At 60.8% G+C, this 19,678-nt stretch carries 19 protein-coding genes; 13 read left to right on the forward strand and 6 right to left on the reverse strand.

Going from position 1 to position 19,678, the window contains the following annotated elements:
• Nucleotides 1-32 precede the first annotated feature (32 nt).
• Entirely contained in the window at nucleotides 33-1,169 is a 1,137-nt protein-coding gene (gene ampH / locus HF949_RS10420; RefSeq protein ID WP_292894802.1) for a D-alanyl-D-alanine-carboxypeptidase/endopeptidase AmpH, read from the forward strand.
• A 256-nt stretch (nucleotides 1,170-1,425) separates the two neighbouring features.
• Nucleotides 1,426-3,771 (forward strand): Tex family protein, encoded by a 2,346-nt coding sequence (locus HF949_RS10425; protein ID WP_292894805.1) that lies wholly within the window; start codon nucleotides 1,426-1,428, stop codon nucleotides 3,769-3,771.
• Between the two features lie 33 nt (nucleotides 3,772-3,804).
• On the opposite strand, the gene HF949_RS10430 is transcribed toward HF949_RS10425, so the two are convergent.
• The 6 genes from HF949_RS10430 to hemB form a co-directional block, all read right to left on the reverse strand.
• Nucleotides 3,805-4,713: a DMT family transporter gene (locus HF949_RS10430; protein ID WP_292894808.1), complete on the reverse strand. Its 909-nt coding sequence runs from the start codon at nucleotides 4,711-4,713 to the stop codon at nucleotides 3,805-3,807.
• A gap of 56 nt (nucleotides 4,714-4,769) precedes the next feature.
• Nucleotides 4,770-5,516 carry an arginyltransferase gene (locus HF949_RS10435; RefSeq protein WP_292894810.1) on the reverse strand — a complete coding sequence of 249 codons (747 nt, stop codon included), beginning with the start codon at nucleotides 5,514-5,516 and terminating at the stop codon, nucleotides 4,770-4,772.
• Nucleotides 5,517-5,540: 24 nt separating this feature from the next.
• The gene (locus HF949_RS10440) at nucleotides 5,541-7,340 is read right to left on the reverse strand and encodes an SLC13 family permease (RefSeq protein WP_292894813.1); all 1,800 of its coding nucleotides are present in this window, start codon (nucleotides 7,338-7,340) and stop codon (nucleotides 5,541-5,543) included.
• A 190-nt stretch (nucleotides 7,341-7,530) separates the two neighbouring features.
• Complete coding sequence (locus HF949_RS10445; protein ID WP_292894816.1) at nucleotides 7,531-8,109, reverse strand: RDD family protein; 579 nt, start codon at nucleotides 8,107-8,109, stop codon at nucleotides 7,531-7,533.
• Between the two features lie 114 nt (nucleotides 8,110-8,223).
• Nucleotides 8,224-8,691 carry an RDD family protein gene (locus HF949_RS10450; protein ID WP_292894819.1) on the reverse strand — a complete coding sequence of 156 codons (468 nt, stop codon included), beginning with the start codon at nucleotides 8,689-8,691 and terminating at the stop codon, nucleotides 8,224-8,226.
• Between the two features lie 73 nt (nucleotides 8,692-8,764).
• Nucleotides 8,765-9,796 carry a porphobilinogen synthase gene (gene hemB, locus HF949_RS10455; protein WP_292894821.1) on the reverse strand — a complete coding sequence of 344 codons (1,032 nt, stop codon included), beginning with the start codon at nucleotides 9,794-9,796 and terminating at the stop codon, nucleotides 8,765-8,767.
• A 162-nt stretch (nucleotides 9,797-9,958) separates the two neighbouring features.
• On the opposite strand from hemB, the gene HF949_RS10460 reads away from it, so the two are divergent.
• The 11 genes from HF949_RS10460 (at nucleotide 9,959) to HF949_RS10510 (ending at nucleotide 19,599) form a co-directional block, all read left to right on the forward strand.
• Entirely contained in the window at nucleotides 9,959-11,002 is a 1,044-nt protein-coding gene (locus HF949_RS10460) for an enoyl-CoA hydratase/isomerase family protein (RefSeq protein ID WP_292894824.1), read from the forward strand.
• Nucleotides 10,999-11,424 (forward strand): DUF6163 family protein, encoded by a 426-nt coding sequence (locus HF949_RS10465; RefSeq protein ID WP_292894827.1) that lies wholly within the window; start codon nucleotides 10,999-11,001, stop codon nucleotides 11,422-11,424. The genes HF949_RS10460 and HF949_RS10465 overlap by 4 nt, the downstream gene beginning before the upstream one ends.
• A gap of 215 nt (nucleotides 11,425-11,639) precedes the next feature.
• Nucleotides 11,640-12,155, forward strand: coding sequence for a transcriptional regulator LdtR (ldtR, locus tag HF949_RS10470; protein WP_292894830.1), 516 nt, complete (start codon nucleotides 11,640-11,642; stop codon nucleotides 12,153-12,155).
• Nucleotides 12,156-12,437: 282 nt separating this feature from the next.
• The gene (locus HF949_RS10475; protein WP_292894833.1) at nucleotides 12,438-13,691 is read left to right on the forward strand and encodes a L,D-transpeptidase family protein; all 1,254 of its coding nucleotides are present in this window, start codon (nucleotides 12,438-12,440) and stop codon (nucleotides 13,689-13,691) included.
• A gap of 158 nt (nucleotides 13,692-13,849) precedes the next feature.
• Entirely contained in the window at nucleotides 13,850-15,166 is a 1,317-nt protein-coding gene (glyA, locus tag HF949_RS10480; RefSeq protein WP_292894835.1) for a serine hydroxymethyltransferase, read from the forward strand.
• 35 nt (nucleotides 15,167-15,201) lie between these two features.
• Nucleotides 15,202-15,660: a transcriptional regulator NrdR gene (gene nrdR, locus HF949_RS10485; protein WP_292894838.1), complete on the forward strand. Its 459-nt coding sequence runs from the start codon at nucleotides 15,202-15,204 to the stop codon at nucleotides 15,658-15,660.
• 2 nt (nucleotides 15,661-15,662) lie between these two features.
• Nucleotides 15,663-16,766, forward strand: a complete 1,104-nt coding sequence (gene ribD, locus HF949_RS10490; protein ID WP_292894840.1) for a bifunctional diaminohydroxyphosphoribosylaminopyrimidine deaminase/5-amino-6-(5-phosphoribosylamino)uracil reductase RibD — start codon at nucleotides 15,663-15,665, stop codon at nucleotides 16,764-16,766.
• Nucleotides 16,766-17,380 carry a riboflavin synthase gene (locus HF949_RS10495; protein WP_292894842.1) on the forward strand — a complete coding sequence of 205 codons (615 nt, stop codon included), beginning with the start codon at nucleotides 16,766-16,768 and terminating at the stop codon, nucleotides 17,378-17,380. The genes ribD and HF949_RS10495 overlap by 1 nt, the downstream gene beginning before the upstream one ends.
• Before the next feature lie 44 nt (nucleotides 17,381-17,424).
• Nucleotides 17,425-17,892 (forward strand): 6,7-dimethyl-8-ribityllumazine synthase, encoded by a 468-nt coding sequence (gene ribH / locus HF949_RS10500; RefSeq protein ID WP_292894845.1) that lies wholly within the window; start codon nucleotides 17,425-17,427, stop codon nucleotides 17,890-17,892.
• A 1-nt stretch (nucleotide 17,893) separates the two neighbouring features.
• Complete coding sequence (nusB, locus tag HF949_RS10505) at nucleotides 17,894-18,385, forward strand: transcription antitermination factor NusB (protein ID WP_065817708.1); 492 nt, start codon at nucleotides 17,894-17,896, stop codon at nucleotides 18,383-18,385.
• On the forward strand, nucleotides 18,382-19,599 hold the full coding sequence (locus tag HF949_RS10510) for an MFS transporter (protein WP_292894857.1): 1,218 nt from the start codon (nucleotides 18,382-18,384) through the stop codon (nucleotides 19,597-19,599). Before nusB ends, HF949_RS10510 begins: the two co-directional genes overlap by 4 nt.
• The last annotated feature ends 79 nt before the right edge of the window (nucleotides 19,600-19,678 follow it).

Below are 19,678 nucleotides of genomic sequence, written 5' to 3' on the forward strand. Positions count from 1 at the left end.
GAGAGGCAACAATGCTGCACCGGATGAAAGGAATGAAACCCGCTGTGGCCGCTTTGGCGCTGGTCGGGTTTTTGGGGCTCGCGCAGCCTGCTGTATCGAAAGACAGCCTGCTTGAGGAAGCCGTCTCCTTTTCCGGACAGGTTCTTTATCTGCAGACGGATGTGCCCGGGCTCATCATCGGTGCCGTGCGGGATGGTGAAACAGCTGTTTTTGGATTCGGCGAAACCGCAAAGGGCAATGGCAAGACGCCAGATGGCGACACGCTGATGCGGGTAGGGTCGATCAGCAAGGTGTTCACCGGCGCGGTTCTTGCAAGCCTCGTGGCCGATGGCACGGTCAAATTCACCGATCGCCTGCAGGATCGGCTGGGCTGGGACGTGGAGATCCCCGTTCTCGATGACAAACCCATTCGCCTGATCGATCTGGCAACGCATACTTCGGGTCTGCCGCGCGAGGTGGATGTGGAGCGCGGGCCGGCCGATGACCCGTTCTCGACGGTGACGAAGGAAGCCTATTCGAAGGCGCTTTCGGAAGGCGCGCAGCTTTTTCCCGCCGGAACGGGCGGGCTCTATTCCAATTTCGGGTTTGACATGCTGGCCGTCGCTCTCGGCTCCGCCGCCGGAAAGCCCTATGCCGAGCTGCTCTCCGAGCGTGTGCTGGAGCCACTGGGGCTGAAAGACACCACGCTTGCACCCGGTGAGGCTGATCGCGATCGCCTGATGCAGGGGCACAATTTCGACGGTTCACCCTTGCCGGATGTTCCCAACACGCCGGTCATGGCCGGGGCCAGCGGTCTCTACACGACCACAAACGACATGCTGAAATGGCTCAAGTGGCATCTCGATCAATTCTCGTCGGACATGGCCGAGATGCGGATGCTCAACCATGCCTCCTATGTCCAGCGTGACGCGCTCGATCCGACCTACGGTTTTGATGAATCCGGCCATATGGATGCGATGGGGCTTGGCTGGGTGGTGATGCAGCCGGAAGGTGATCGCCCGCTTATCCTGCAGAAGGCTGGCGGACGGCAGGGCATGTTTGTCTATCACGCCTTTGCCCCCACGCGTGGTGTGGGCGTGTTCGTCGCCATAAACGAGTTCGATTTCTCCGCTTCCATGCTGATGGCCGAAGTGGTGAACGACCTCATCGCCGATCTCGCACCGCGCTGATTTGCGCTGCGGCCTGGATGCCTGTTTCCGCGCCGTGCGTCCTTCGACAAGCTCAGGATGAGGGACGCAAGGAGCCAGTCATCTCATTTCGGGATGGCGTGCTCCATCCTCCCTCATCCTGAGCTTGTCGAAGGACGCACTCCCTCTCAGTGCATCTGGCCTCTCACGTCCGCGATTGTGGAAAAGCGCTTCTTGTGAGCGGCAGGCTAAGGCGATTGGCACTATCTTCGCCGCACCAATCGATTCAGGGAATTCCATGTCCGCAGACCCCAAACGCATTGCCGCCCTCATCGCCGCCGAAATCAGCGCCCGCCCGGAGCAGGCGGAGGCCGCCATCGGGCTTCTGGATGAAGGGGCGACCGTTCCGTTCATCGCGCGCTACCGCAAGGAGGTGACGGGCGGACTCGACGACACGCAATTGCGTACGCTCTCCGAGCGGCTTTCCTATCTGCGCGAGCTCGACCAGCGGCGTGACACGATCCTCGGTTCGATCCGCGAGCAGGGCAGGCTGACGCCGGAGCTGGAGACGAAGATCGCTACCGCAGCGACAAAAGCCGAGCTTGAAGACATCTACCTGCCCTACAAACCCAAGCGGCGCACCAAGGCGCAGATTGCGCGCGAGCGCGGGCTGGGACCGCTCGCCGAAGCCATCTTGGCGGATCGCTCGAAAGTGCCGGCAGACCTTGCGAAGGACTATCTGGGCGAAGAGGTGCCGGATGAAAAGGCCGCGCTTGAGGGCGCGCGCGACATACTGGCCGAGCAATTTGCTGAAAATGCCGACCTGGTCGGGCAGTTGCGCAATCACATGAAGGAACGTGCGGTGCTGCGCGCCCGCGTGGTCGAGGGCAAGGAAGAGGCGGGCGCGAAATTTTCCGACTATTTCGACCATTCAGAGCGCTGGGCCGGTGTGCCGAGCCACCGTGCGCTCGCCATGCTGCGCGGCCGCAATGAGGACGTGCTGGCGCTCGATCTGGAAGTGGATAACGACGACACCAGTCCGCTGAAACCGGCCGTGCGCATGATCGCGGCAGCCTATGAGATTGGCGGCACTCTGCCTGGCGACCAGTGGCTGATGGAGGTCGCCGGCTGGACATGGCGTGTCAAACTTTTCCTGCATCTGAGCCTCGATCTGATGCGTGATCTGCGCGAGCGGGCCGAGGAAGAGGCGATTAACGTTTTTGCCCGCAATCTGAAGGATCTGCTTCTGGCCGCTCCTGCGGGAACGCGCGCAACGATGGGGCTTGATCCGGGCATCCGCACCGGCGTCAAGGTTGCGGTGGTAGATGGAACCGGAAAACTGCTGGATACCGAAACGGTCTATCCCTTCCCGCCTCGCAATGATCTGCGCGGCAGCCAGGCGGCACTTTCCGCGCTTATTCGAAAACATGGTGTGGAACTCATCGCCATCGGCAATGGCACGGCGAGCCGCGAGACTGAAAAGATGGTAGCCGACATGCTCTCCGACATGCCCGCGCCCAAACCGCTCAAGGTGGTGGTGTCGGAGGCCGGCGCGTCGGTTTATTCGGCATCGCCCACGGCGGCAGCCGAATTCCCCGATCTCGATGTGTCGCTGCGTGGGGCGGTTTCCATCGCGCGACGGCTGCAGGACCCGTTGGCCGAACTGGTGAAAATCGAACCCAAATCCATCGGTGTCGGCCAGTATCAGCACGACGTTGACCAGTATCGTCTCGCCAGGGCGTTGGATGCGGTGGTTGAAGACGCGGTGAACGCGGTAGGTGTCGATCTCAACACGGCATCGAAATCGCTTCTCGCCCGCGTCTCGGGCCTTGGAGAATCGATCGCAGAGGCGATTGTCGCCCATCGCAACGCTCATGGCGCTTTCTCAAGCCGCAAGCAGCTGCTGGAGGTGGCGCGGCTTGGTCAGCGCACCTTCGAGCAGTGCGCCGGCTTCCTGCGCATCCAGAACGGCACGGAGCCGCTGGATGCGTCCTCCGTCCACCCGGAAGCCTATGGCGTGGCGCGCAAGATCGTTTCGTCCTGCGGGCGCGACGTGCGTTCGCTGATGGGGGATGCGGCTGCCCTCAAGGCGCTCGATCCGCGTGTCTTCGTGGATGACCGCTTCGGCCTGCCGACGGTACGCGACATCATCGCCGAACTAGAGAAACCGGGTCGCGACCCGCGCCCGGCTTTCCGCACGGCGACGTTTGCTGAAGGTATCGACGACATCAAGGATCTGAAGCCCGGCATGAGCCTTGAAGGCACGGTGACCAATGTCGCCGCCTTCGGCGCCTTCGTCGATATCGGCGTCCATCAGGACGGTCTCGTCCATGTTTCGCAGCTTGCCGACCGTTTCGTGAAGGACGCGCATGAAGTGGTGAAGGCGGGCGATGTGGTGAAGGTGCGGGTGCTTGAGGTGGATATCAAGCGCAAGCGCATCAGCCTTTCCATGCGCAGGGATGCCGGCGGAACCACCGGGGCAGGGGCCGGCGGTGGAACCGGCGCTGGTCGTCCGCGCGATCAGGGCAAATCTGCCCGTGGCGGGATGCCACGCAATGGCGACGGAAAGCCGGGCGGGCGCGGCAGCAGTGAGCCGCAGGGCGCGCTTGCGGCTGCGTTGGCTCAGGCCATGAAGAAAAAATAGCGGGTGTCTGTCACTGCGCTCTCGCGGCGCACCCTACAGTGGGTGGCGCATCACGCCTTGCGCCAGTCGCCGCTTGCGGCCTGAATGCAGCTGCCACAGCGAGTGGGCGATTAGTGTCACGATCAGGATAGTACCGCCGATGAGGGTGGCGCTGCTCGGCACCTCTGAGAAGATGAGCCAGACCCAGACTGGCGCCAGCACTGTCTCCAGAAGGTAGAACATCGCCACTTCGGGTCCGGAAATGTACTTTGGGCCATTGGACAGGCAAAAGAAGGAAATCGGCATGATCACCGTTCCATTGAGGATGATCCACCAGGGAGCCTCGATGCGGTAGCCGGTTTGGACGGTCATGACCACCGCGACGATGAAGGGTAGTGCCACGGCCACGAGCGCGGCAAACCCCATGTCGCGCCCGCTGCCGCGCGTGATGGTGATGGCCGTTGCAAGAAGGAATGCGGCACCGAGCGCCATCACATCGCCAAACAGATTGCCGGCCCCGATGCCACCGCCCACGATGATCAGGACACCGATCAGCATGGCCCCCATGGCCATCAGCGTGACCGGTTTCGGCCTCTCCTTCAGAAACAGCCATGAAAGAAGCGCGGCAAACATCGAGTTGAAGGCGAGGATGAACACAAGGTTGGCGGTCGACGTGTTGTAGACGGCGGTGATGAAGCAGAGCGCGGAGAGTGCGTAGAGACAGGCGACCACCAGCCCGACCCGGCCGGGAACGAGAGGCGGGACATTTCTGGAGAATGCGCGCCAGATCAACCACACGATAAGGGCCACCGTCACGGTCAGGCCGCTACGGACCATCAGGATCGGCCAGGGATCGCCGTCGGCGAGCCGTATCAGCGGAATATCGATGGTGAGCGCCATGCCGCCAAAAGCTGTCAGTGCGAGCCCCTTGGCATGCGAGGAGGAAGCGGGAGGAGTGGACATGTAAGACCCTTCCGGGGGAGGCATGGCAGATGCAGAAAGGTTTTTAACATCGACGGTCAGTCGACGCGTTCCCATCCCTGCGGGCCCAGATGTTCCTGAGGCTTGAAACGCACCTTATAAGCCATTTTGCGCGAGCCATTGACCCAGTATCCGAGATAGACATGCGGCAGCCCGGCGGCGACCGCACGATTGATGTGGTCGAGGATCATGAAGGTGCCGAGCGAGCGATCGGTGAGCTCGGGATTGAAGAAGGAGTACACCATCGACAGTCCGTCGCCCATCGTGTCGGTCAGCGCGACGGCCATCAGTTCGCCCTCGCCCCTGCCGGTGATAAAACTGTCGGGACCGCGGCGGCGATACTCGATCACCTGGGTACTCACATGCGTGTCTTCGACCATCATTGCGTAGTCGAGCACGGTCATGTCTGACATGCCGCCCTTTTTGTGCCGGGCGTCGAGATAGGAACGGAACAGGGTGTATTGTTCGGTTGACGGTTCGGCATCACGGGCGGTGCCGATGAGATCGGCATTCTGCTTGAGAATGCGCTTCATGTTTTTCGTTGGCTGGAATTCCTGCGCGAGGATGCGGACGGAAACGCAGGCGCGACAGGTCTCACAGGCCGGGCGATAGGCGATGTTCTGTGAGCGGCGGAAGCCGCCCTGGGTCAGCAAATCGTTCAGTTCGGGTGCCTTGTCCCCCACCAGATGGGTGAACACCTTCCGTTCGAACTGCCCTTCCAGATAAGGGCAGGGTGAAGGCGCGGTCAGGAAGAACTGCGGCGATTGGGCGGGTTGCTGCGTCATGTCGGTAGGGCGTCACTCCTGGTCCTAAAGCCCATAATACCATGGCCCGACAAACGAAAACGTCAACCAAATTATCGCCACCAGCGGCATGCCGGCCTTGATGAAATCGCGGAAAGAATAGTGGCCGGGGCCCATGACCATCAGGTTTGTCTGGTAGCCGATCGGCGTTGCGAAAGAACAGTTAGCGGCAAAAATGGTTGCCGCGATGAAGGCTTCCGGAGGTGCGCCGATGGCGGCAGAAATTCCGAGCGCTATGGGTGTGAAAAGCACGGCTGTTGCATTGTTGGAAAGAAAATTGGTCAGAATGGCGACCACTGCAAAATAGCCTGAAAGAATGATTGCGGGCGCCTGCCCTTCAAGCGCGGCAACGGCCGCATCGGCAATGAGTTGCGCGCCACCTGTCCGCTCCAGCGCCGTCGCTGCAGCAATAGCCGAGCCCACGAGCAGGAAGATTTGCCGATCAAAGGCACGGCCAGCCTGGGCGAGTGTCAGGCAGCCCGTGGCGATCATGGCAAAGGCACCGGCAATGGCGGTGGCGACAATCGGCGCAATGTCAAGCGCTGCCGTGACGACGATGCCAGCGAAAATCACGAAAGCGATCCAGGCTTTGCGGCGCTGGGGGACGGGCTCGGCAGACCATTCCAGGACAAGAAGATCATGGCTTTCGCGCAGATCCTCGAACGCGCGATCGGTGCCGCCGACAAGGATCGTGTCACCGGGTTCGAGCCGGATATCGGAGACCGGAGTGCGGCCCATCCGGCTTTTGCGCTGTACACCCAGCATGTGGACACTGTGCTCGGTCTCGATCCCGGCATTGCGGATCGTGCGTCCGGCGTGGCGAGAGCCGGGCGGAATGACGGCTTCGGCGATGTGGTAGTCGGGGCCTACCGTCGCTGAGTCCGATTCGGCAATGTGCCCGGCCGCGCCATGCGAAAGCGCCTGCGTGAAGGCGCGTCGGGTGGCTGTCACCATAAGGCGGTCCCCCTCCGACAGCACCACATTCTCGAAAGGAGGATGAAAGCTCATTCCGCGCCGAACGATGAGGCGGGGAGTAAGATCGCCGAGCCCCTGGAACAGGCCGGCTTTGGATTCCTTGCCGATGAACGGATGACCCGGCACCACGCGAATTTCGCCGATGAACTGGGTTCCGGACTGCATCTGCCGAAAGGTCTTTTCGCTGCTCGAATCCCGCAGGATTCGTGGCATGACGAAAAAGACGTAGAGCGCCCCCGTGGCCGCCAGAAGCAGGCCGGGCATTGTGATGTCGAAGAAGCCGATCGAAATGCCGGCCTTGCCCGCGACGCCGGCCACGAGCAGGTTGGTGGATGATCCGATCAGCGTGGTCATGCCCCCTAGAATGGTCATGAACGACAAGGGCATCAGCGCCTTTGAAACCGGGAAATTGCGTTGTGCGGCAAAAACGATGAGCACCGGAATGAAGATGACGACCACAGGGGTGTTGTTCAAGATCGCGCTCAGCATCGCCGCCGTGAGGAGCGTTATGATGATGGTTCGCGTGCTCGAGCTACCCGCTGACTTCGCCAAGATGCGGGCTGGTTTGTCGAGTGCATCAGTGGCAAACAGCCCCTGTCCGACGATTAGCAGCGCCAGAACCGTCGCGAGCGCAGGGTTGGCGAAACCGGACAGAAGTTCATCGGGCGGCAACGCGCCGGACGCCCCTTCATAGGGGATGAACGCAAAGAGTGCCAGAAAGGCGACCAGGCTGCCGAGCGCGACGCTCTCCAGCGTGAAGCGTTCGCTGACATAGGCGGCGACGGTTGCGAGAATGATCGCATAGGTCGCCCAGAGATGAAAATCGGCCATTCAGGTCCCGCTGCTTGACGCTGTCAGCGCAGGCGATGATTTGCGCCTGCGATCCGTTGAGGAGAATAAGCACGGGCAGGCGCGCCGCAAGCATGGATTTGTCCCATGCTGTGAAAAGCCGGACAAATGAGGGGAGTAGACCGCATCGGTTGAGAAAGATTTTTGCTTGCCGTCGGCTTATGGTCAAGTTTCAGGGCTTTGCGCCGGGTATCAGGTTTTCGGGCGAGCCGAGGATAACAATGTCGAGCAACCGGTCATGAAGGGTTTGCCTGTTGGCCAGAACGAAAGGCGCAAACAGGATGAGCGGTGTGAAAACCGTCGCGGTCGCCAGAAACAATAGAAAATGGGCGATCCCATACCGGGCCGTAATCTTCGTATTGTCGAGGCGCTCAAGACGCAGCCCAAGAACGCGCATCCCGAGAGTCGCCTGGCGACGTCCTCCCAAGGTGATGCCGATATAGAGCAGGACTATGGCCAGCGTCGCCACAGAGGCAATCGCTGCGGCCATCGTATAGAAGGCGTTGACGGATTGTTCGGAAAATCCATGCGTCGTAAGGCCCTGCGTTCCGCCGACCCCGGTCAGATACTCCATCAACAACGTCGCACCGACAGCGAGAGCGAAAGCCAAAGCGACATAAAGAGCATAATCGATGAACAGCGCGAGAACGCGGCGGAGGTGCAGCCAGCTTCCCTGGCGAATGTGAATTTCCGTTCTGCGGCTCTCAGAAGTGGTCTCCCACCGGCGGGCGTCGTCAAAAGTATCAGTCATCGAAATACTCACTGTATCGAATATGCCCCCGTAGAGGAATCAATATACAGCGGCGCCCACAGCGTATAAATCTAAAGTATATGGTTGCGTTAATAATACAACTTTTAGGGGTATTTAGCTCGAGCGAACGACAACGGTTCCCAGCAGAAGGTCGTGCACGGTGCGTTTGTGATCCAGAAAAAGGCTCGCAAGGAGAATGAGAGGGGTCAGGATCGCATTGCCCGCCCAGAAAAGGACCGTATGAACCACAGCCAGAAGTGAATCGACTCGCCCGCCGTCAAGGCGCGCAAGCCGAATGTCCATGAACTGCATGCCAAGCGTCGCCTGTCGGCGGCCTCCCAAAGTCAACGCTACATAGAGAAGGGCGGTCAGGGGCGCGAGAATGCCGAACAGAAGCCAGCCGAGACCCAGGGTCAGGATGCCGAGAAGAGCGACGATGATCGCGACCGGAATCATCATCAGCCCTATCAGCAGGTAATCTATGAAAAACGCTGCGATACGGCGCGTACGAACGCCGCGATAAAGATATCCATCATCCTGTGCCGTATTCAGGATTTCGCCATCAAGGGGCCGGGCTGTCATGAACAATGCCTTTCGGTTGGTTCACCGCACAGATGGGTAACCCTGTCGGCGCTTCAAGCTCTCGGGCGTGAAATCAGAGCAATTCCGCCATTTCGGGTGCAAAATAGGTGAGAATCCCGTCGCAACCGGCGCGTTTAAAGGCAAGAAGGCTCTCGATCATGGCCTTCTCACCGTCGATCCACCCGTTGGCCGCCGCAGCCTTGATCATCGCAAACTCGCCGGACACCTGGTAGGCGAAGGTCGGAACGGCAAATGTGTCTTTCAGCCGGCGGGCGATGTCGAGATAGGGAAGCCCGGGCTTCACCATCAACATGTCCGCTCCTTCCAGAAGATCCTGCTCGGCTTCCCGGATGGCCTCGTCGCTGTTGGCGGGATCGATATAGTAGGTCTTCTTGTCGCCCTTCAGAAGACTGCCCGTACCAATCGCTTCGCGGTAAGGGCCATAGAAGGCAGAGGCAAATTTTGTTGCATAGGACATGATGGCGACATCCTGGAAGCCATTCTGATCGAGTGCGTCACGGATCGCACCGATGCGGCCGTCCATCATGTCGGAGGGCGCGATGATGTCGGCGCCTGCCGCAGCCTGTCCGACGGCCGCCATCGCAATGAGGGCGACTGTTTCGTCATTGACGATCTCGCCATCGCGCAGGATCCCGTCATGGCCGTGGCTGGTAAACGGATCGAGTGCCACATCGGTTATCACGCCGATCTCCGGCACCGCCTCCTTGATCGCGCGGGTGGCCCGGTTGATCAGATTGTCCGGGTCGAGGCTATGGGAGCCTGTTTCATCCCTGCGCCCGGGGTCGATATTGGGGAAGGTGGCAATGGCGGGTATGCCCAGTTTCGCTGCCCGCTCCGCCTGTCTTACCGCATGATCGACCGTGTGCCGCATGACACCGGGCATTGCCTCGAGTGGCTCCTGCCGGTTGTCACCCTCCATCAGGAACAGCGGCCAGATAAGATCGTCGACCGTCAGATGGGTCTCGCGCACAAGACGGCGCGACCAGTCGGCCTTGCGGGTGCGTCGCAGTCGTCGACCGCCCGTGATCTCGTCGACGGTACGGCGGGTGCCCAGACTGTTGATGGTGCAGGAAAACTTGTTCACGGCTTCGACTCCAGTGTGGCGTCTCTCTATCATGCAGGTGAAACCGGTCCAAGTCCGCGTCCGGTGTCCTGTGGTCGCATCCGCTTATAGCATTGACGGCCCGGGTAGCGGCGAATAATCACCTTAAAGGGTTTGCTGCTTTTGCAACGATTGGGGGTTCCGGTGAAGGTCGATTTCGGTGGCGCTGGAGATATCCTGTTCGAACAGGTCGGGCGTGCCGGGCTCGTAACGCTTTCCCGGCCGACCTCCTTGAATGCCATCAATCACGGCATGGTTAGCGCGCTTGCTCGGGCACTTTCGGCCTGGGAGGCCGACAGAGCAGTCGAGCGCGTCATCATTCGCGGGGAGGGACGGGCCTTCTCTGCAGGCGGCGACATCCTGGATGTCTACCGCGCCGGGCTCGAAGGCAAGGCCAGTCCAGGCTTCTTCGCGGACGAGTACCGGCTCAACGCCGCGATTGCCCGTTTTCCAAAACCCTATATCGCGTTGATTGACGGTATCGTCATGGGCGGAGGTGTCGGCGTCTCCTTCCATGGTTCCCATCGCGTGATGACTGAAAATGCGATTTTTGCGATGCCCGAAGTGGGGATCGGTTTCTTCCCCGACGTCGGTGGCAGTCACCTTTTGTCGCGTTTGCCTGGCGAGCTGGGCATGTATCTGGCCCTGACCGGCAGTCGCATTCGCCGTGGCGACGCCTGTGCCGCGGGGCTGGCCACACATTCGGTGGATGCAGAAAATTTGCCGGCTCTCACCGAGGCATTGTGCGAAACCGACGATGTGGATGGAACGCTCTCCGTGTTCAGCGGCGAGGCCGAGTCGGAGTTGAACGAGGCAATCATACACGCGATTGCGCGCCACTTCTCCTTCGGAAGCCTTGCTGAAATCCTGGAATCGCTGTCCGGTGATCAGGATGAATGGGCACGCGAAACCTTGGCAACAATCAAAAAGCGCTCGCCCACCAGCCTTTGCGTCGCATTCCGCCAGGTGCGGGCTGGTGCAATGCTGGAAATGGACGAGTGCATGAAGATGGAGTTCCGCATCCTCAACCGGATGCTCACCGGGCACGACTTCTACGAGGGCATTCGTGCCGTGCTGGTAGAAAAGGGCAGCACGCCGCGCTGGCAACCGGAAACGCTGAGCGAGGTCAGTGAAGAACGCATCAACGCGTATTTCGCGCCATTGCCCGACGGGGAGCTGAGTTTGTGAACGGCGAGACCCTTTCCGGCCTAACGTCCACCAGACCGTCGCAGCTCGACAGTTTTTATTCCGGCTTCCATCGAGCGATCGCGCTCGCCTGCCTGATCATGGGGCTGTTTTATTGGGTCCGGCTTCTGGGCTTCTATCCAGGGCTGATGTGGCGGTTTGATCTGATGCCGGTCCACTGGCAGGTCGCCAGTGTCATTCTGGCCGTTATCTATCCCTTTGCTTCGGTCGGTCTGTGGCTGATCGCTCCGTGGGGCGCAGTCATCTGGTTTCTGTGCGCTGCCGCCGAGGTGGTGATGTACGGCCCGTTATCGGATCTCTTCGGGGACAATTATCCGCTGATCGGCTTCCACCTTCTGGTGGCCGCCAGCTACGGTGCGTTGCGTTTTGTCCGCTATCGCAGCAGACGCAAAGCCATGCAGTAGCCCGGCTGCTTCCCATCCCGGGTCAACGCCTCTCTCAAGCTTTCATCGAATGCCCGCAGCCCGGTTTACCGGCTGTTAGCCGTGTTTGCAGGGGCGGCTTTTGTAAGGCGTTGTTAAGGCTAGTGTTTAAGTCGAATTTTAGAAGCATTCGATAGGGTCAGGCCAAGGTGAGACAAAAAACAAAAATCACCGGCGTCAAACGAGAGGCTTTAGTTATGAATACTTCGCGACCCGCGGCGAAACCTGCCGCTACGAATGACGAACGCAAAGATGCACTGCGTTCTCTTTATCTTGAATCTCTCCAGCTCGTGGAGCGACTGCACCGCCGTCTGCTCGACGTGATCAAGGACGAGTTCGAGCGCAACGGACGCAGCGATATCAATGCCATCCAGGCATTGCTGCTCTTCAATATCGGTGACACGGAACTGACGGCTGGCGAGCTGCGCTCGCGCGGCTACTACCTCGGCTCCAACGTCTCCTACAACCTCAAGAAGCTGGTTGATCTCGGCTTCGTGAACCACCAGCGCTCGCGCGTCGACCGTCGTTCGGTGCGCATCAGCCTGACGCCCAAGGGTGTGCAGGTCGCCAAGGTGGTCGAGGGGCTTTACAACCGTCATATCGGCTCCATTGAGCAGGTGGGCGGGATCAGCCCTGACGAGTTCAGCCAGATGAACCGCGCCCTTCAGCGGCTGGATCGCTTCTGGAACGACTCGATCGCATACCGCATGTAGTCTCATCTTGATCACCTGGCTGCGCGCCGGTGTGCAGCCAGTGAAGGCCGGCGTGGCGGGACGCCGGCCTTCACGCGTTTGTTATCGTGCTTAAAGTGACGCGTGGTCACGTTAAGGTCATAATCCGGTGGAATGCAGCCTTGTGAAGACCGCACGGCGCGTCAGCGCCAGTTTCTAAGTAGGGTTCGCGGATTCTTAACGCAGTCGAGGCATGTATAGCTGCAGGACTGCATGCAGCACCCGGAAAAGGGGCTGACAAGCCAAGAGAGCACGGATACGCGTATGAAGACGAACCGCCGCCTATTTTTAACCGGTGCCGGCGCAGCCGCAACGGCAGCGATGACCGGAGCCGCCAGTGCCCAGGACCTGATCGAAGCGATCATTCGTTCGCCCCGGCGCGGCGCCTGGAACGATCAGTTTGACGCGCGGGCAAGCAGCGGCGGCAAGGTGGCGTCCAACCTTCCGATCTTCAGCCAGGAAACGGTGTCCTATGTCGAGCGCGCGATCATGGAGTATTCCAGTATCGTTTCGCAGGGCGGCTGGCCTCGCGTGCCGGATGACAAGAAACTGGAGCTGGGCGTGGTCGATCCCAATGTGGAGATCCTGCGCCGCCGGCTGATGATCTCGGGCGATCTTTCGGAGCGCGCGGGCATGTCGCAGTCGTTCGATTCCTACGTGGATGCGGCGGTGAAGCGTTTTCAGGCACGGCACGGCCTGCCTGCCGACGGTGTGACGGGGCGGCACACGTTTGCAGCCCTTAATGTCCCCGCAGCCATTCGGCTCGGCCAACTGGAGACCAACCTGGTTCGGCTTCGCTCCATGTCCGGTTTCCTTGGTGACCGCTATGTGGTGGTGAACATCCCTGCTGCTGAAATCGAGGCGGTGGACAATGGCCGCGTAATGCTGCGTCATACGGCGATTGTCGGCAAGATCGACCGCCAGACGCCGATCCTGAATTCCAAGATCAATGAAATCATCATCAATCCTTACTGGAATGCGCCCGTTTCGATCGTCCGCAAGGACATCATCCCGCTGATGCGCAAGAACCCGAACTATCTGACGGACAACAATATCCGCCTGATCGCGCCCGATGGCAGCGAGGTGGATCCGTTGACGGTGGACTGGTCGACGGACGACGCTGCAAAATACCGCTTCCGCCAGGATCCGGGCCGGATCAACGCGATGGCGTCGATCAAGATCAATTTTCCAAACCCGCACGCCGTCTACATGCACGACACGCCGCAGCAGGGGCTGTTTCGCGATCTCGACCGGTTTTATTCGTCGGGCTGCGTGCGCGTTCAGAACGTGCGCGACCTCGTCACCTGGCTCCTGCGTGAGACCGATGGCTGGGACCGCCGGCGCATTGAGCAGACGATCCAGACGGAAGAGGATGTCCGGGTTTCGCTCAACAATCCTGTTCCAGTGTATTTCACCTATATCTCCGCCTGGTCGACGGGCGACGGTGCCGTGCACCTGCGCGACGACATTTATGGACGGGACGGGGCGAGCGAATTGCAGATTTCGACTGCGCTCTGACCGACACAGCCATGATGAATTGCCGCAGCCGCCCGGAAACGGGCGGCTGTTGCGTTTGCGGAGCATAAATTTTCGCCGGCAGGCGTGGTGAGGTCGGGGGAAAAGTGCTAGATGCGCCACTTCCGCATTTGATCCATCATCGAAGGGGACACACCGCCATGGCAATTGCGACCGCCGCCGCTTCCAGCGAGACCGACGCATTCTTCACCCGACCGCTCGAAGACAGCGACCAGGACATTTTCTCCGCAATCCGTCAGGAACTTGGCCGCCAGCGTCACGAGATCGAGCTGATCGCCTCGGAAAACATCGTCTCGCGCGCCGTGATGGAAGCGCAGGGCACGGTCCTGACCAACAAATACGCGGAAGGTTATCCGGGCAAGCGGTATTATGGCGGTTGTCAATATGTCGATATCGTAGAGGAATTGGCCATTGAGCGCGCCAAAAAGCTGTTCGGCTGCGGGTTCGCCAATGTGCAGCCCAATTCCGGTTCGCAGATGAACCAGGCCGTGTTTCTGGCGCTCCTGCAACCGGGCGACAGTTTCATGGGCCTCGACCTGAATTCTGGCGGTCATCTGACGCACGGTTCGCCGGTCAACATGTCCGGCAAGTGGTTCAACCCCATCTCCTACGGTGTGCGCAAGGACGATCACCTGCTCGACATGGACGAGGTGGAGCGGCTGGCCAAGGAACACAGGCCGAAGCTGATTCTGGCCGGCGGCACCGCCTATTCGCGGGTGTGGGACTGGAAGCGTTTCCGCGAGATTGCCGACGAGATCGGCGCTTACCTGATGGTCGACATGGCCCATATCGCCGGCCTCGTTGCCGGTGGCCAGCACCCGTCGCCAGTGCCGCATGCCCATGTGGTCACCACCACGACGCACAAATCGCTGCGTGGCCCGCGCGGCGGCATGATTCTGACCAATGACGAAGCATTGGCGAAAAAATTCAATTCGGCCGTGTTCCCGGGCCTGCAGGGCGGCCCGCTGATGCATGTGATTGCCGCCAAGGCGGTTGCGCTGGGCGAGGCGCTCAAGCCGGACTTCAAGACCTATGCGCGCGACGTGGTGGCGAATGCCCGTGCTCTGGCCGAGAGCCTTAAGGAAACCGGTCTCGATATCGTGTCGGGCGGCACCGACAACCACCTGATGCTCGTGGACCTGCGCCCCAAGAACGCAACGGGCAAGCGCGCCGAGGCCGCTCTTGGCCGCGCCAACATCACCTGCAACAAGAACGGCATCCCCTTCGATCCCGAAAAGCCCTTCGTGACATCGGGCATCCGTCTAGGCACGCCGGCTGGCACCACGCGCGGGTTCGGCACGGCGGAGTTCCGCGAGATCGGCCAGCTGATCGCCGAGGTGCTCGACGGTCTTAAGGCAGCGAACTCTGACGAGGGCAACGCCAAGGTCGAACAGGCTGTGAAGGACAAGGTGATCGCACTCACCGAGCGCTTCCCGCTTTACCCCTATCTGGGGTAAGCAGTCACGAATGGATTCGTGAACAAGGGCCCGATATGCGCTGTCCGTACTGTCAGTCGGAAGACACACAGGTAAAGGATTCCCGCCCCGCAGAAGACGGGGCGGCGATCCGGCGACGGCGTGCCTGTCCCGATTGCGGCGGGCGTTTCACCACTTTTGAGCGTATTCAGCTGCGCGATCTGGTGGTGGTCAAGCGGTCGGGCCGCAAGGTGCCGTTCGACCGCGACAAGCTGATGCGTTCCTTCGATATCGCACTTAGAAAGCGCAATGTGGAGCCAGAGCGCGTGGAACGCGCGGTCACCGGCATCGTGCGCCAGCTCGAAAGCTCGGGCGAGACGGAAGTCCCTTCCGACGACATCGGCCTGCTTGTCATCGATGCGTTGAAGGCGCTGGATGACGTGGCCTATGTGCGCTTTGCCTCGGTCTATCGCAATTTTCGCGAAGCCAAGGATTTTCAGGACGTTCTGGGTGAACTGAAAGGCAAAGAGGACTGAGGATGGAAAGCGCGCCGGCCAGCGAGCTCGACCGGCGGTTCATGGCCGCTGCGATCCGGCTGTCGCGCCGCAATCTCGGCCTGACCGGCACCAACCCCTCCGTTGGAACGCTGATCGTGCGCGATGGACGCATCGTCGGCAGGGGCGTCACCGCCATTGGCGGGCGCCCGCACGCCGAGCCGCAGGCGCTGGCGGAAGCCGGCGAGGCGGCGCGTGGCGCAACGGCCTATGTGACGCTCGAACCCTGCGCCCATCACGGCCGCACCCCTCCTTGCGCCAATGCGCTTGTCTCCGCCGGCATCGCCCGTGTGGTGGGAGCGGCGAGCGATCCCGACCTGCGCGTCAGCGGCAGGGGCTACGCCATCCTGCGCGAAGCGGGCATTGAGGTGGTGGAAGGGGTGCTGGCAGAAGACGCCACGGACATGTTGCGCGGCTATCTCACTCGCTCCATGAAGAAACGTCCGGAAGTGACTCTCAAGCTTGCCATATCCGCCGATGGGATGATCGGTCGGAAAGGGGAGGGACAGGTTGCAATCACCGGCCCCGTATCACGCAGGCAGGCGCACATGATGCGGGCGGAGAGCGACGCTATCCTCGTCGGCATCGGTACGGTGTTGGCGGACGATCCGTCGCTGACCTGCCGGCTGCCGGGGCTTGAACACCGCTCACCGCTCCGCGTCGTGCTCGACCGGGGGATGAAGCTCCCGGTGCAGTCCGTTCTGGCACAGTCTGCACGCGATGTGCCGGTTCTGATCACGGCGGCGGAAAACTGTCAGCCGGAAAGCAGAAAGGCCCTGGCCGAGGCAGGCGTCGACTTTCTCGGCGTCGAACTCCATGACGGCGAGATCGCATTGCCGGAATTTCTGGAGGATCTGGCAGCGCGGGGTATTCTGACCCTCATGGTGGAGGGTGGGGCCTTCACTGCCCGGATGTTCATCGAGGAAGGGGTGGTCGACCGGCTCGCACTCTTTGTTGGGCCATCGGAAATCGGCCCTGGCGGGATTGCCGCACCGATCGATTGCGACCATATCCCGGAAGGTTTTCACCTGCTGCGCGAAGCGCGGTTTGGCGATGATATGTATCTGGAATATGCGAGAGGCGACTGATGTTCACCGGCATTGTCACGGACATAGGTGTGGTGCAGTCCGTCACCCCGCGCGACGAAGGGGTGCTGCTGCGCATCGAGACCCACTACGATCCGGAGACCATTGACATTGGCGCTTCCATAGCCTGCGCCGGGGTTTGTCTCACGGTCGTGGCGCTGCCAGAAGCCGGCGCGAACACGCGCTGGTTCGAGGTCGAGGCCTGGGAGGAGGCGCTGCGGCTGACCACGGCTTCGCGTTGGCAGCCAGGATATAGAATCAATCTGGAACGTGCGCTCAAGGTTGGCGACGAGCTAGGTGGACATATCGTCTCGGGCCATGTGGACGGAATGGCTGAAATTGTCGAGCGCAGGGATGAGGGCGAGGCCGTTCGCTTCGTGCTTGAAGCGCCGAAGGAACTCGCCAAATTCATCGCGCCCAAGGGCTCTGTGGCGCTGGATGGCACGTCTTTGACCGTCAACCGCGTGGAGGGCGCGCGTTTCGACGTCCTGCTCATTCATCATTCGCTTTCCGTCACCACCTGGGGAGAGCGAAAGGTGGGCGACCGGGTCAATATCGAGGTCGATACGATGGCCCGTTACGCCGCACGTCTTGCGGACGCGGCCAAAGAGGCTTAAGGCAGCGCTCTCATTCTAGAGTTTTAGCCGTGTGGAGAATGTCCATGGCCGATGCGCGCCCCCTGAGGCTGCTGATCGTCGAAGCCCGTTTCTATGACCATTTGGCCGATGGCCTTCTTGAAGGTGCAAAGGCAGCATTGGATGCCGCCGGTGCATCCTATGACGTGGTGACCGTTCCCGGTGCGCTTGAAGTGCCTGCCGCGATCGCCTTTGCAGCGTCCGGAAACGGCGGCGGGCTTTATCATGGCTATGTGGCTCTTGGCTGTGTCATTCGTGGCGAGACCTATCATTTCGATGTTGTCGCGAATGAATCGAGCCGCGCCCTCATGGATCTGGCCGTGCAGAAGAATCTCGCCATTGGCAATGGTATTCTGACTGTCGAGAACGAGGCGCAGGCGCTCGCCCGTATCGAGAAAAGTGAAGGAACCAGCGGCGAGAGCATGGGCAAGGGATATTTTGCCGCCGAGGCAGCACTGACGATGATTGCGCTCAAACAGCGCATGGGAGCTTGATGTGACCGAACCGACCGCAGACGGCTTTCGCCCGGCCAACAAACGGGGTTCAGCCCGCCTTGCAGCCGTTCAGGCGCTTTATCAGATGGACGTTGCAGGCACCGGCCTGCTTGAGACCACCGCAGAGTACGAGCTTTTCCGCCTTGGCAAGGAGATCGACGGCGAGCTTTACCGCGATGCCGATCCGCAATGGTTCCGCGCCATTCTGTCGGGCGTTGTCGAAGACCAGAAGACGATCGATCCGGTGATCCGCAAGGCACTGACGGAGGACTGGCCGCTCTCGCGTCTCGATTCGACGCTGCGCGCCATCCTGCGCGCCGGCGTCTACGAGCTGACCAGACGCAAGGATGTGCCGGTGGCCGTAATTGTTTCTGAATATGTGGACATCGCCAAGGCGTTCTACACCGAGGACGAGCCGAAGCTCGTCAATGCCGTGCTCGACCGGGTCGCCCGGCGCAGCCGCAATGAGGGCAGGGGGAAAGATCCGGAATGACCGGCACGCGCGATGACCTGTACCGCGAGGCAAAACGCACCGCGCTGATCCTTGCTTCCGCACAGGCCATCGTTGGATCCGCCGCCCCGATCGCCATCTCCATGGGCGGTCTCGCCGGATTTTATTTGCTCGGCAGCGACAAATCGCTCGCAACGGCTCCCGTAACGGGTTTCAATGTCGGTATCGCGCTCGGCGCACTTCCCGCTGCCGCCCTGATGCGCGCCGTCGGCCGCCGCAACGGCTTCATGGCTGGCGGTCTAGTGACGGCGAGCGGCGGTTTCGTTGCTGCGACGGCTCTTTTCCAGAGCAGCTTCTGGCTGTTCGCCTTCGGACTCCTGCTGACCGGAATCGGAAACGCGTTTCTGCAGCAATATCGTTTTGCGGCGGCCGACAATGCGCCCTCTGACTTCAAGCCCAAAGCCATATCCTGGGTGCTGGGCGGCGGCGTCTTCGCCGCGATCATTGGCCCGCAAACCGTGATCTACACGCGTGACCTGTTTGCACCGATACAGTTTGCCGGCGCCTTCGCAGCACTTGTGTTCCTTGGCCTTCTGGGATCTTTGATCCTGTCTTTTCTTCGCCTGCCCAAGGAAGCTCCTTCCGCAGTGCTTGATGATCACGAGCCAGCCCGCCCGCTGGCCCGGATCCTATTGCAACCACGTTTTCTGGTCTCGCTTTTCTGCGGCATCGCGTCCTATGCGCTGATGAGCTTCGTCATGACAGGCGCGCCGCTGGCCATGGTGGGCTGCGGTTTCACGCCGGACGAGGCGACGCTCGGCATTTCATGGCATGTGATGGCGATGTTCGCGCCTAGTTTCGTCACAGGCCGGCTGATTGCCCGCTTCGGCAAGGAAACCATTGTGGCCACAGGACTGCTGACCCTCATTGCCTGCGCCATTGTGGCGTTATCGGGCATCGAGCTTTGGCAGTTTTGGACAGCGCTGATCCTGCTCGGGATCGGCTGGAATTTTGGCTTCATCGGCGCGACCGCGATGGTAGCCGAATGCTACCGGCCATCGGAGAAGAACAGCGTTCAGGGCGTGCACGACTTCCTGCTCTTCTCGACCACGGCGTTTGCCTCGCTGATGTCAGGGCAGATCTACAATGCCTTTGGCTGGAACATGCTCGCATGGATCGTGATTCCCGTCGCCGGTTCGTGCCTTCTTGCGCTTGGCGCCATGGCGGTCACCCGCCGCAGACGCCAACCCGCCTGATCCCGCAACGCCAGACGGCACAAGGCCTTCAGGCGCATTCCGGAGACTTCTGCGACAAATTATCCCAGCACTAGCTTGA

Origin of the sequence: Nitratireductor sp., from assembly GCF_017794765.1 — a bacterium.
GTDB lineage: Bacteria > Pseudomonadota > Alphaproteobacteria > Rhizobiales > Rhizobiaceae > Nitratireductor.